Source organism: Acinetobacter towneri DSM 14962 = CIP 107472 (assembly GCF_000368785.1).
GTDB classification, from domain to species: domain Bacteria; phylum Pseudomonadota; class Gammaproteobacteria; order Pseudomonadales; family Moraxellaceae; genus Acinetobacter; species Acinetobacter towneri.
The window spans coordinates 467,888-481,176 of record NZ_KB849688.1; the positions used below are offsets into that span (position 1 = coordinate 467,888).

Genomic DNA, 13,289 nt, shown 5'->3' on the forward strand with positions numbered 1-13,289 from the left:
ATTTACATTGCGCACAAAGTAACAAAAAAAGAAATTCTTCTCATTTACATTGGCTTGAAATAAAGTGTACTGACTAGTACACTTTATTCCATTCATCAACCGTGCTCAAATCGGTTAAACTTACAGGGATTTTTAGCATGCCTAAAATACTGCTTTATCTCGGTAGTTTACTATTTATAATCAGTGTGTTAGTGCTAAACATTCCAAGTTGGCAACAATTTGATGTTGCCAGTGTGGAGTTTTTAAGTACCCAGCGCACCGCACATTTGAATCAATTGGCAATCACACTTTCTGTATTAGGTGGCATGCCATTTGTATTATTTTTAACCTGCCTATGGTGTTTCTATTTGGCATGGTATAAAAAATACACAAAAATTGTTTTTATCAGTGTAGGACTGGTCGTAAGTATTGCGCTTTCATGGCTGCTCAAATACCTATTCGCGCGACCTCGCCCGCCTGAAGCATTGCATTTGGTGGAAACTTTTGGCGCATCATTTCCAAGCGCTCATAGTTTTTATGCTGCAACTTTAGGTTGTTTGGTGATTTACCTGAGTTTGCAACATCCAGCGCATAAAATTTTGTCTGTGTGCGCGTGGTTATGGATGTTGCTGATGGGCATTTCCCGTGTGTATCTGGGAGTGCACTATCCTTCAGATGTCCTCTCTGGTTGGAGCATAAGTTTTATTTGGATCACATTGTGGTATCTGTTTTGCGCTCAATATCTGCAAGACAAACCAATACATAAGTTTAGATAAAAATCTAATAGAGGTGAAAGAATGATGTCTGCAAAGCTTTGGGCTCCTGCCCTGACTGCTTGCGCATTAGCCACAAGTTTAGCACTTGTGGGTTGTAGCAAAGATCCAAAAGATGCACAGCAAGCAGGTGCAGCTCAGCAAATGCCACCGACTGAGGTTGGCGTACTGGTGGCACAGCCACAAAGCGTGGAACAGTCTGTAGAACTGTCTGGACGTACCACAGCCTTTGAAATTTCAGAAGTTCGCCCACAAACCAGTGGTGTGGTTCTGAAACGTTTATTTACCGAAGGCAGCTACGTGCGTGAGGGTCAGGCGCTTTATGAAATTGACTCACGTACCAACCGTGCCAGTCTAGACAGTAGCCGTGCAGCACTCACCCGCCAGCAAGCGCAATTGAATGTGTTACGCATTAAAGAAGGTCGTTACCGTCAGTTGGTAGGCAGCAATGCAATCTCTAAACAAGAATATGATGACATTGTGGCACAGGTAAAACTTGCCGAAGCCGATGTTGCTGCGACTCAAGCAGAAGTACGCAATGCCGAAATTAACCTAGGCTATTCGACTGTACGTGCCCCAATTTCAGGGCAAACTAACCGCTCTACTGTGACTGCAGGTGCATTGGTTACTGCGAGTCAGGCGGAACCGTTGGTGACGATTCAACGCTTAGACCCAATTTATGTAGACATCAATCAGTCCAGCGCAGAGTTACTACGTTTACGTCAGCAATTGAGTCAAGGTAGTTTAAATAGCAGCAACAACACCAAAGTAAAATTAAAACTTGAAGATGGCAGCTACTACCCTGTTGAAGGTCGTTTGGCTTTTTCTGATGCCAGCGTGAACCCAGAAACAGGCACCGTGACTTTACGCGCCGTGTTCCCAAATTCAAATCATTTATTATTGCCGGGTATGTTTGCCACTGCGCAAATTGTGCAAGGTGTGATTCCTAACGCAATCTTAATTCCACAAGCTGCGATTAGCCGTACCCCAACAGGTCAGGCAATGGCAATGATTGTGAATGCCAAAGGTATTGTTGAACCGCGTCCTGTGACCACAGTTGGTACGCAAGGCAGCAACTGGATTGTGACTGAAGGTTTGCAAACTGGCGATAAAGTGATTGTCGAAGGTATTGCCAAAGTAAAACCTGAACAGCAAGTGGTCGCTAAGCCGTATCAACCGCAAGGCGCTGCTCCTCAAGCTGCACCTGCTGCACCAGCAAAATCGGGGGATGCCAAACCAGCCTCAGAAGCCCAAGCAACTGAATCAAAAGCTACTTCAAATACATAAGGAGTAGACGTTAATGGCTCACTTTTTTATTCATCGCCCCATTTTTGCATGGGTGATTTCATTGGTAATCATGTTGGCGGGGATTATTACCCTCACCAATATGCCAATTGCCCAATATCCGACCATTGCACCGCCAACGGTCACCATTGCTGCAACCTATCCGGGTGCATCTGCTGAAACTGTGGAAAACACAGTAACGCAAATTATTGAACAACAAATGAACGGCTTGGATGGTCTGCGCTATATTTCATCCAACAGTGCGGGGAACGGTTCTGCATCCATTACGTTAAACTTTGAACAAGGTATCGACCCAGATATTGCACAGGTTCAAGTACAGAACAAATTGCAATCTGCTACGGCGCTCTTGCCTGATGATGTGCAACGTCAAGGCGTGAAAGTGACCAAATCAGGAGCGAGCTTCTTACAGGTTCTCGCTTTTTATTCACCTGATGAAAGCCTGTCTGCCGATGATATTAAAGACTATGTTAACTCTAACATTTCTGAACCGCTGAGCCGTGTTGCAGGTGTGGGTGAAGTACAAGTCTTTGGTGGCTCATACGCAATGCGTATTTGGATGGATCCTGCCAAAATGGCAAGCTTGCAAGTCACACCAAGTGATATTGCTCAAGCGATTCGTACCCAAAACGCACAGGTTGCGGTAGGTCAATTGGGCGGCGCACCTGCAATTCAAGGTCAGGCTTTGAATGCTACAGTAACTGCGCAAAGCTTGCTGCAAACACCTGAACAATTCAGCAATATTTTTCTAAAAAATACCGCTTCAGGCGCTCAAGTGCGCTTGGGTGATGTCGCACGAATTGAACTTGGTGCAGACAACTATCAGTTTATTTCTAAATACAACGGCAAGCCTGCGGGCGGTGTCGCAATTAAATTATCTACAGGTGCTAACGCCCTAGATACTGCTGCTGCTGTGGAAGAACGCCTCAAGCAATTACGTCCTAACTACCCTGCGGGTTTAAAGGATGAGTTGGCTTTTGATACCACGCCATTTATTGAACTTTCGATTAAGAGTGTTGTTAAAACCTTAATTGAAGCGATCATTTTGGTCTTTATTGTGATGTTCCTGTTCTTGCAGAACTGGCGCGCCACAATTATTCCAACTATGGCCGTACCTGTGGTGGTACTGGGTACCTTTGCCGTGATCAACATGTTTGGCTTCTCGATTAACACCCTGACCATGTTTGCCATGGTACTGGCGATTGGTCTATTGGTCGATGACGCAATTGTCGTGGTGGAAAACGTAGAACGTGTCATGGTCGAAGAACATCTTGACCCTGTGGCGGCGACTGAAAAGTCGATGAAACAGATTTCAGGCGCACTGATCGGGATTACCTCGGTATTGTCTGCGGTATTCGTACCTATGGCATTCTTTGGTGGGACTACAGGCGTTATTTATCGTCAATTCTCAATTACGCTTGTGACTGCAATGGTGTTGTCACTGGTCGTAGCGTTGACCTTTACCCCTGCCCTATGTGCCACGATTCTTAAACAACACGATCCAAACAAGCCTGAAAGCAACGGTATTTTTGCGCGTTTCTTCCGCTGGTTTAACCGCAGTTTCGATAAGCTCTCGGTTAAATATCAAGGTGGTGTTAACCGCATGACGCATCATAAAATCTTCTCGGGGGTTTTATATGCAGTGGTACTGGGCATTATTGTGTTAGTGTTCCAAAAACTACCATCATCATTCTTGCCTGATGAAGATCAGGGCGTGGTGATGACATTGGTACAACTCCCACCAAATGCAACTTTGGAACGTACTGACGCCACCATGACCAGCATGACCAACTTTTTCAGAGAAAATGAAAAAGAGCATGTGCAGTCGGTATTTAGTGTTTCAGGCTTCTCTTTCTCAGGCGTTGGTCAAAACGCAGGTATGGCGTTCATTAAGTTAAAAGACTGGAGTGAGCGTACAAGCCCTGAATCTCAAGTTGGTGCAATTATCCAGCGTGGTATGGCACTGAACATGATTGTGAAAGATGCCACTTACATCATGCCATTACAGCTTCCTGCGATGCCAGAATTAGGTGTCAGCTCAGGCTTTAACTTGCAACTGAAAGATGCTGCGGGCAATGGTCATGAAAAACTCACCATGGCACGTAATATTGTGTTGGGTGAAGCATCTAAAGACCCTCGCTTAATGGGCGTACGTCCAAATGGTCAAGAAGATACACCACAGTACCGTATTATTATTGACCAAGCGCAAGCAGGTGCGGCAGGTGTCAGCATTGCTGAAATCAACAGCACCATGGGCATGGCTTGGGGTGGTTCGTACATCAATGACTTTATTGACCGTGGTCGTGTGAAAAAAGTTTATGTTCAAGCTGAATCAGACTCACGCATGATGCCTGAAGACCTGAACAAGTGGTATGTCCGCAACAACCGTGGTGAAATGGTGCCATTCTCTGCCTTTGCAACAGGTGAATGGACTTATGGTTCACCTCGTTTGGAACGCTATAACGGCGTATCTGCCAAGAACATTCAGGGTGCACCTGCGCCAGGTGTCAGCTCTGGTGAAGCCATGCAAGCGATGGAAGAAATTGTCGCAAAACTTCCATCTATGGGCTTAAACGGCTTTGACTATGAATGGACAGGTTTATCACTTGAAGAACGTGAATCGGGCGATCAGGCACCATTCCTCTATGCACTGTCATTACTGATTGTATTCTTGTGTTTGGCAGCCTTGTATGAAAGCTGGTCTATTCCATTCTCGGTGCTGTTGGTGGTACCGTTGGGTATTGTCGGAGCATTATTGCTCACCTTCGGGGGCATGATCTTGTTCAAAAACCCGAACCTATCCAACAACATTTACTTCCAAGTGGCAATTATTGCCGTGATTGGTTTATCAGCCAAAAACGCGATTTTGATTGTGGAATTTGCCAAAGAGCTACAAGAAAAAGGTGAAGACCTGTTTGAAGCGACCTTGCATGCTGCAAAAATGCGTTTACGCCCAATCATTATGACCACTTTGGCCTTTGGTTTTGGTGTATTGCCGCTTGCACTTTCATCAGGTGCGGGTGCAGGTAGCCAACACTCGGTCGGTTATGGTGTGTTAGGTGGTGTGATTAGCTCAACCTTGTTAGGGATCTTCTTTATTCCTGTATTCTATGTCTGGATTAGAAGTATCTTTAAATACAAACCAAAACAACAAAATAATCAGGAGCATGTATCGTGATGCAAAACTTATGGTCGCATACAGGCCGTGGTATTGCGGTTTCTGCCCTCGCGCTTGCTTTGACAGCCTGTCAAAGTATGCGTGGGCTAGAGCCCGTCGCTCAGACAAGTATTCCAAGCAGCTATACTGCTGCTGCATCGGGTACTTCAGTGGCTGAACAAGGTTATAAAGATTTCTTTGCCGATCAACGCTTATTACAAGTCTTGGATATGGCATTGAACAATAACCGTGATTTACGCACAGCGACGCTGAATATCCAACGTGCCCAACAAGCCTATCAAATTACCGAAAACAACCAGTTACCTACCATTGGTGCTAGCGGTGGCGTACTGCGTCAAGATCAAGGTACTGCTTTAGGCACACACACACGCTATAACGTTGGTTTAGGTGTAACTGCCTACGAACTAGATTTTTGGGGTCGTGTACGCAGCTTAAAAGACAATGCATTAGATAACTTCTTGGCAACTCAAAGCTCGCGTGATGCCACACAAATTGCCTTGATTGGTCAGGTGGCGCAAGCATGGCTCAACTATTCTTTTGCCAATGCCAATTTAAAACTGGCAGACCAAACCTTAAAAACACAGCTTGAGTCTTATAACCTCAACAAAAAGCGTTTTGATGTCGGCATTGATAGTGAATTACCTGTCCGTCAGGCACAAATTTCAGTTGAAACTGCACGTAATGATGTCGCCAACTACAAAACCCAAGTCGCGCAAGCACAAAACTTGCTGAACTTGTTGGTGGGCGAACAAGTTCCAAGTGCGTTATTGCCAACGCAGCGTGTGACGCACATTACCAAAACTACCGCAATTGGCGCTGGCTTACCAAGTGACTTGCTGAATAACCGTCCTGATATTCGTACTGCAGAGTATCGACTATCGGCTGCGGGTGCCAATATTGGTGCAGCAAAAGCACGTTTATTCCCAAGCATTAGCCTCACGGGCAATGCAGGCTATGCATCAACTGACTTGAGTGATTTGTTTAAATCAGGCAGTTTTGTTTGGGCAGTGGGCCCGAGCATCGACTTGCCAATTTTTGATTGGGGCACACGCCAAGCCAACATCAAAATTTCAGAAACGGATCAACAAATTGCTTTGGCTGACTATGAAAAATCAATTCAGTCTGCATTCCGTGAAGTGAATGATGCTTTGGCAGTTCGTCAAAATATTGGTGATCGTTTAGCGGCACAAAAACGCTTGGTTGATGCGACCAATACCACTTATAAATTATCTAATGCACGCTTCCGCGCAGGCATTGACAACTATTTAACCGTGTTGGATGCACAGCGTACGTCTTATGCAGCAGAACAAGGTTTATTGTTGTTGGAACAAGCCAATTTGAACAATCAGGTGGAGTTGTATAAATCTTTGGGTGGCGGTGTGAAAGCCAATACTTCAGATGCCACATCACAACCTGCATCATCGGCAGAACGTAAAGCGCAATAAGTCTTTGCGTCTACCTTAAATTTGCTGCTTAACAGCTCAGATATAAAGACTAAATCAGCTCACTTCGGTGGGCTTTTTTATTGCTTTTTGCAAGCACATTTCATATCTTCAATACGTCTTGTTTTTAAATATTAGAATCTTATGTTGCTTAGTAATCTTGAATCTGTACCAGGTCATCGTATTTCACGGCAAATTGATGTGGTCTATGGCAGCACCGTACGCAGTAAGCATGTGGGGCGTGACTTCTTGGCAGGACTCAAAAATATTGTCGGTGGTGAATTAACGGCTTATACCGAATTACTAGAAGAATCACGCCAAGAAGCGATGGATCGTATGATTGCTAAAGCACGTGGTTTAGGTGCCAATGCTATTGTTGGGATTCGCTTTTCTACTTCAAATATCGCTCAAGGTGCTTCGGAATTGTTTGTTTATGGTACAGCAGTGGTGGTCGAGGCAGATATTCCTAAACTTCCAGACCCATTTCCAGCATCACACTAAAGCAAAGATTATTGAACAGGAATAACATCACATGGATAATTTAATTCTGCAAATTGTTGTCTTTGCGATTTTATTTGCCGTAGGCTTTGGTTTTGGGCGACACAACGAACGCAAACATTTCAAATATTTAGCCGAGCAAGAACTGCGTTTAAGTTATATTCAGATTGATAATAACCGCTTCCAGACCAGTCCCAATTTTGGGCAATTGATACACAGCAATGTGGTCATTTCTCATGATTATTTTAAGTTTGTGATTGCCAATATTCAGAACTTCTTTGGCGGGCGCTTGACCAGTTATGAAAGTATTGTCGAGCGGGCGCGTCGTGAAGCCATCGTCCGTTTAAAATTAGAAGCTGAAAAAATGGGCGCAAATCATATTATGGGGCTGCGTTTAAGCACCACAGAATTGGGGATGCAAGGCGGCATGGTCGAAGTCTTTGCTTATGGAACGGCGGTTCAAAATAGCGTTAGTCAATTCTCTGCAAAACGCTGAGTACATCTTTCAGCGTTTGTAAAGAATTTAGTATAAATACTGATCTCGATAAGGCTGAGGAATTTGATATTGCCGACCATCAAATTTTAAAGTGAAACGCTGTTGAGTAGACACTCGTTTAGTTTCTTTGCAATTTTCTAAATCGCCCGACATTTCATAATGTTGAATACGATCACGTAATTGCATATCAAAATATTGTCGAGTTGTATTTCGCAAGATCATTAAAATAGCTTTGCTTTCTATTACTTTGGCATTACAACGTGTATCGGTTTCTGCCTGATAGCGCGCTACGATTAAGCCGTTTAAAATTTTCTTGTTATGTTGTAAATCATATAAATCGAGTACTTGCGCCGAAAATGGATTAGCACTTGAACGTCCTGCATAATTCCTTCTTAAACCAATTGCCCTTAAGCTTTCAGAAACTTGATACGGCGCCAAATCTAATTGGATAGAACGCAGTTCAATTGCATCTGAAGGCAAAAGCTCTTTCACGTGATAGATTGAATGAAACTTTTGCGTTTTACTATTTACGGTTAAAAAAGTCAGCTGATAATCATCTACAGGTTGATCATCTTTTGTCTGAGTTTCAGCATAAGCAATTAAAGTTTGTTCAGGAACATTGGGGAAATCCGCACAAGCCAAAAAGTCCTCATTCACTGTGGTTGTATTTGTGTGCTGTCGTAAAATCTTTTCAATATATTCAGGTTGTTTACACAACGAATCATCGTTTGTTTGTAATTTGGCAAATGTCGTTTGAGTCATCCCTAAGAAAGCGAAAAGCCACGCGCTGATAAATAAAAAAATACCTTTCATCATTGAACGCATGGCTCATCCTTCTTTTTGTTTTTATTATTTTATTTTGAAGTCACTTTGATTAAAAATTACTTCACTTTGGTTTTACGAATCATTTTATATAAAGTACTTGGCGATAAACGCGACACCAACACGCCCAGTTTTTCTTTAGCGCCCCCGACCACGATATATTCATCGCCTGCCATGAGTGCTTTAACTGTATTTTTAGCAAAAACATCGGCATCTAAACCATTTTCAATGGCTTCATCTTGATGTCCTTGTGGTTTGCCTTCACCATTCAACGCATTAAAAGACACATTGGTATTCACAAATCCTGGGAAAACAACTGAAACCTGTACGCCCTGCTCCGCTACTTCGGCACGCAAACTATTCGCCCACATGTGAATGGCACTTTTCGCTGCAGAATATGACGCGCGATATTGCGTACCCAATAATGCTGCAACACTAGATACAAAAATAATGCGACCATGTTTTTGCTGTAAAAAGGTCGGCAAGACAGTTTTGGTCAGAAAGACCTGAGAAAAATAATCCACTTCCATAATGGTGCGTTCAGTCTGCATAGTGGTATCGGCAATTAAAGCGCGCTGACTTAAACCTGCATTATTAATTAGCCAGTCAATGCGTCCTTTACGTGCCAAAACTTGTTCATACGCATGTAACACCTGACTTTCATTGGTAATATCTGCACATACAGAAAGATGACGTTCAGGATTCAGCAAACTCACGCGTACTTTTTCAAGTTCTTCATAACGACGTGCGGTTAAAATCACTTGTGCACCTTGTAAAGCACACTCTTTTGCCAATGCCTTACCAATGCCAGAAGATGCACCTGTAATCCACACCACTTTATGTTCCAAGTTTTCCCGTTTTGCCATAACCGTTTGTCCGCGTTATTTAAAAATTTAAGTCATCAAAATTTAAGTCTTAGGTTTTGCAGGATGCTGCAAAAACCCAAGAAAATGGTTTAAATATATCTCTGCACTTTCCAAATCGAATTGCGCACCCATTTTTTCTAGGCGTTTATACCCCAGTTGCGTAGTCAAATGAATCACGCCGTTTAAAGTTTTATCGACCACCAAATTAAATTTCAGCATTTTTTTCGGATCACGAATTAAATAACCCACGCCCTGATCAATAATTTGAGTAAACCCTTTAAATGCAGGCGCAATACATGCACTGTTGCCCTGCCGAATTTGCTCAATACAACCCAACGTTTCTTTCATAACAATACTATCGACAGGATAAGTCACAAAACCTTGCCCTTCCTGCTGATACATCATGCTTGCCAGATAATTCACCATAGGCGTTAAGCGTTCATTGCCAAAAAACGACACCGACCATGGCATATATTTTTGCATGGTTTGTATGACTTGCTGAATAATTTTTTCAGATTCACCATCCAGTGAATGACTAGAACGTGACAATTCACCAAAAAGTTGCTCAATAATTTCACAAGAAATATCGGTCAGTACCGCCCCCAAAGCTTTAGATAAACTTTCCGATTCACCTGCATTGAGTTGTTGATGAATGTGTTGAAATCTTTGATATGTTTCTGGTTTTAATTTTAAAGATACAGCATAAGTCATAACTGAACTTGCCTATTTTGACCGTATTGATGTGTTTTCATCTATTTTAAAATCCATTGCTTAAACCCAGTTTAAAACAGTGTTACAGGCAACGGAGAACTTGAGGTTTTTATCATACTTGTCGCCCATCATACGATGAGTTTGCCCAACTGCCAATTGCGATAAGTTTGGCTGAGTTGAATCTCGCTTAGCGGGCAATTTTTTTGCTACAATAGTTGCAATTTTTTATTCACTTTTAACCTGTTCTTACTATGACTGATTCAGCGCAAAATATTGCTACAACCTACGATCCTACCGAGATCGAGAAAAAATGGTACAAGACTTGGGAAGAAAACGGCTACTTTAAGCCGTCTGAAAAAGGCGAATCATTCTGTATCATGATTCCGCCGCCAAACGTCACAGGTAGCTTGCACATGGGTCATGGTTTTAACAACGCCATTATGGATGCCCTCACGCGCTTTAACCGTATGTCGGGTAAAAATACCTTATGGCAACCGGGTACAGACCACGCGGGTATTGCCACACAAATGGTAGTAGAGCGTCAATTGGGCGCGCAAAATATCAGCCGCCATGACTTAGGTCGTGAAAAATTCATCGAAAAAGTCTGGGAATGGAAAGAACAATCTGGCGGTAACATTACCCGTCAAATCCGCCGTTTAGGTTCTTCGGTAGATTGGTCACGTGAACGCTTCACTATGGACGAAGGCTTATCGAATGCGGTGAAAGAAGTTTTCGTGAAATTACACGAAGAAGGTTTAATTTACCGCGGCAAACGCCTTGTAAACTGGGATCCAAAATTACAAACTGCCCTTTCTGACTTAGAAGTTGAGTCGGATAAAGAAGAACAAGGTTCATTGTGGCACTTCAAATATTTCTTTGAAGATAAATCACTACGCACTCACGATGGTAAAGATCACATTGTAGTAGCAACCACTCGTCCTGAAACATTGCTGGGTGATACTGCGGTTGCGGTTGCCCTTGATGATGAGCGTTACTCGCACCTTGTTGGTCAAAACATCATCCTCCCAATTACAGGTCGTGCCGTTCCAATCGTAAAAGATGAGTATGTCGATAAAGAATTCGGTACAGGTTGTGTAAAAATTACCCCTGCACACGACTTCAATGACTATGAAGTGGGTAAACGCTGCGAATTGCCAATCATCAATATCTTCAACAAAAATGCTGAAGTATTGGCTGAGTTTGAATATATTGCGAAAGCAGGCGAACAAATTTCTAAAACCATTCCTGCACCTGCAGACTACATTGGTTTAGAGCGTTTTGAAGCACGTAAAAAATTAGTTGAACAAGCGGAAAGCGAAGGTTGGTTAGATCAAATCCAACCGTACACCTTGAAACCACCTCGCGGTGACCGTTCGGGCGTAATTGTTGAGCCATTATTGACAGATCAATGGTATGTCAAAATTGCACCGTTGGCGCAGCCTGCAATTGAAGCAGTGAAAGATGGTCGCATCAAGTTCGTGCCTGAACAATACAGCAATATGTATATGGCGTGGATGAACAACATTCAGGACTGGTGTATCTCGCGTCAATTATGGTGGGGGCATCGTATTCCCGCTTGGTACGATGCTGAAGGTAATGTATTCGTTGGTCGTGACGAAGCAGAAGTTCGTGCGAAAAACAACATCCCCGCTGACGTTGAATTAAACCAAGACGAAGACGTACTCGATACATGGTTCTCATCAGGTCTGTGGACATTCTCAACTTTAGGCTGGACAGGCGATGCTGAAAAAGACAAAGCCAACTACTTCTTAAACACCTTCCATCCAACAGATGTATTGGTCACTGGCTTTGACATCATCTTTTTCTGGGTTGCCCGCATGATCATGCTGACCATGCACTTCATGAAAAATGAAGATGGTACGCCACAAGTTCCGTTCAAAACTGTGTATGTACATGGTTTAGTTCGTGACAGCGAAGGTCAAAAAATGTCGAAGTCTAAGGGCAACGTACTTGACCCATTAGACTTGATTGATGGTGTTGATCTTGAAACTTTAGTGCAAAAACGTACGACAGGTTTGATGAACCCGAAACAAGCAGCGAAAATTGAAAAATCGACCCGCAAAGAATTCCCAGAAGGGATTCAGGCTTATGGTACAGATGCAGTTCGTTTTACCTTCTGTGCATTGGCAAACACAGGTCGTGACATCAAGTTTGATATGAAACGTGTGGAAGGTTATCGTAACTTTGCCAACAAAATTTGGAATGCTACCCGTTTTGTATTGATGAATGTTGAAGGTCAAACGGTTGGTCAAGAAGCACGTCAAGACCTTTGGGAATTGCCTGAACAGTGGATTGTGAGCCGTTTACAAAAGGCAGAGCAAGCTGTTCATCAAGCGTTTGCAACGTATCGTTTAGACTTGGCTGCGCAAGCGATTTATGACTTTATTTGGAATGAATACTGCGACTGGTATGTAGAGCTGACCAAACCAGTTCTGAATGATGAGTCTGTTTCTGAAGAACGTAAAGCTGAAGTTCGTCGTGTATTGCTTGCGGTGATGGAAGCTTCTTTACGTCTTGCGCACCCAATCATGCCGTACTTGACGGAAGAAATTTGGCAAACCCTTGCGCCAATGATTGGCTTGGGTGGCGAAACCATTATGTTGGCAAACTACCCTGTTGCAGATGAAGCCAAAATCAACGAACAAGCCGAAGCAGATATGCAATGGCTACAAGGTTTGATTGGTGCAGTGCGTAACATTCGTGGTGAAATGGGTCTAGGTAATGCACGTTTATTACCTGTACTTTTACAGAACACGACTGAAGCAGAAAAAGCACAGATTTCTCGTATTGAGCCGTTGTTTAAAGCATTGGCGAAAGTTGAGAGCATTACCTTCTTGACGGATGGCGAACAACCACCATTGTCTTCTTCTTCTGTAGTTGGTCATGTGTCTGTGTTCGTTCCAATGAAGGGCTTAATTGACCCGAAAGCGGAATTGGGTCGTTTGCAAAAAGACTTAGACAAGGTTCAAAAGCAGCACGATCAAATTGCAACTAAACTTGCGAACGAAGGTTTTGTCAGCAAGGCACCTGCAGCGGTTGTTGAAGGTGAACGTGCGAAATTAGCTGAGTTTGCTGATCAGTTAGCGAAGATTAAAGCGAATATGGAGCAAATTGCAGCGCTTTAATTACATAAAACATCTAGTCTATGGACTATAACGTCATTTCAGTTTAGATTGACGTTATAGTCTTCTTACATATAAA

At 43.1% G+C, this 13,289-nt stretch carries 10 protein-coding genes; 7 read left to right on the plus strand and 3 right to left on the minus strand.

All coding sequences use genetic code 11. From position 1 onward, the window contains the following. Positions 1 to 137 precede the first annotated feature (137 nt). From F947_RS03780 to F947_RS03805, 6 genes are all read left to right on the plus strand, one after another. On the plus strand, positions 138 to 755 hold the full coding sequence (locus tag F947_RS03780; protein WP_004972280.1) for a phosphatase PAP2 family protein: 618 nt from the start codon (positions 138 to 140) through the stop codon (positions 753 to 755). A gap of 21 nt (positions 756 to 776) precedes the next feature. Further along, positions 777 to 2,039, plus strand: coding sequence for an efflux RND transporter periplasmic adaptor subunit (locus F947_RS03785; protein ID WP_004972282.1), 1,263 nt, complete (start codon positions 777 to 779; stop codon positions 2,037 to 2,039). A gap of 13 nt (positions 2,040 to 2,052) precedes the next feature. Beyond that, complete coding sequence (locus F947_RS03790) at positions 2,053 to 5,232, plus strand: efflux RND transporter permease subunit (protein ID WP_004972283.1); 3,180 nt, start codon at positions 2,053 to 2,055, stop codon at positions 5,230 to 5,232. Continuing rightward, positions 5,232 to 6,677 (plus strand): multidrug efflux RND transporter AdeIJK outer membrane channel subunit AdeK, encoded by a 1,446-nt coding sequence (adeK, locus tag F947_RS03795; protein ID WP_004972284.1) that lies wholly within the window; start codon positions 5,232 to 5,234, stop codon positions 6,675 to 6,677. The genes F947_RS03790 and adeK overlap by 1 nt, the downstream gene beginning before the upstream one ends. 141 nt (positions 6,678 to 6,818) lie before the next feature. Further along, the gene (locus F947_RS03800; protein WP_004972285.1) at positions 6,819 to 7,175 is read left to right on the plus strand and encodes a YbjQ family protein; all 357 of its coding nucleotides are present in this window, start codon (positions 6,819 to 6,821) and stop codon (positions 7,173 to 7,175) included. A gap of 31 nt (positions 7,176 to 7,206) precedes the next feature. Next, positions 7,207 to 7,668, plus strand: a complete 462-nt coding sequence (locus F947_RS03805) for a YbjQ family protein (protein WP_004972286.1) — start codon at positions 7,207 to 7,209, stop codon at positions 7,666 to 7,668. Positions 7,669 to 7,695: 27 nt separating this feature from the next. Here F947_RS03805 and F947_RS03810 read toward each other — a convergent pair whose 3' ends face one another. From F947_RS03810 to F947_RS03820, 3 genes are read right to left on the minus strand one after another with little or no spacing between them, the layout of a single operon-like run. Then, a complete protein-coding gene (locus F947_RS03810; protein WP_004972287.1) occupies positions 7,696 to 8,493 on the minus strand; it encodes a PA3715 family protein in 798 nt (265 codons plus the stop codon). Positions 8,494 to 8,549: 56 nt separating this feature from the next. Further along, positions 8,550 to 9,356, minus strand: a complete 807-nt coding sequence (locus F947_RS03815; RefSeq protein WP_004972288.1) for an SDR family NAD(P)-dependent oxidoreductase — start codon at positions 9,354 to 9,356, stop codon at positions 8,550 to 8,552. Positions 9,357 to 9,398: 42 nt separating this feature from the next. Next, complete coding sequence (locus F947_RS03820; protein ID WP_004972289.1) at positions 9,399 to 10,067, minus strand: hypothetical protein; 669 nt, start codon at positions 10,065 to 10,067, stop codon at positions 9,399 to 9,401. 251 nt (positions 10,068 to 10,318) lie between these two features. Here F947_RS03820 and F947_RS03825 point away from each other — a divergent pair, with 251 nt between their 5' ends. Beyond that, positions 10,319 to 13,213, plus strand: a complete 2,895-nt coding sequence (locus F947_RS03825) for a valine--tRNA ligase (protein WP_004972290.1) — start codon at positions 10,319 to 10,321, stop codon at positions 13,211 to 13,213. Positions 13,214 to 13,289: the final 76 nt, after the last annotated feature.

Excerpts from the sequence above, each read along its gene's own strand:
- F947_RS03785 (WP_004972282.1), top strand. The coding sequence starts at position 777 with ATGATGTCTGCAAAGCTTTGGGCTCCTGCCCTGACTGCTTGCGCATTA.
- F947_RS03790 (WP_004972283.1), top strand. The coding sequence starts at position 2,053 with ATGGCTCACTTTTTTATTCATCGCCCCATTTTTGCATGGGTGATTTCA.
- adeK (WP_004972284.1), top strand. The coding sequence starts at position 5,232 with ATGCAAAACTTATGGTCGCATACAGGCCGTGGTATTGCGGTTTCTGCC.
- F947_RS03815 (WP_004972288.1), bottom strand. The coding sequence starts at position 9,356 with ATGGCAAAACGGGAAAACTTGGAACATAAAGTGGTGTGGATTACAGGT.
- F947_RS03780 (WP_004972280.1), top strand. The coding sequence starts at position 138 with ATGCCTAAAATACTGCTTTATCTCGGTAGTTTACTATTTATAATCAGT.
- F947_RS03800 (WP_004972285.1), top strand. The coding sequence starts at position 6,819 with ATGTTGCTTAGTAATCTTGAATCTGTACCAGGTCATCGTATTTCACGG.
- F947_RS03810 (WP_004972287.1), bottom strand. The coding sequence starts at position 8,493 with ATGCGTTCAATGATGAAAGGTATTTTTTTATTTATCAGCGCGTGGCTT.
- F947_RS03820 (WP_004972289.1), bottom strand. The coding sequence starts at position 10,067 with ATGACTTATGCTGTATCTTTAAAATTAAAACCAGAAACATATCAAAGA.
- F947_RS03825 (WP_004972290.1), top strand. The coding sequence starts at position 10,319 with ATGACTGATTCAGCGCAAAATATTGCTACAACCTACGATCCTACCGAG.
- F947_RS03805 (WP_004972286.1), top strand. The coding sequence starts at position 7,207 with ATGGATAATTTAATTCTGCAAATTGTTGTCTTTGCGATTTTATTTGCC.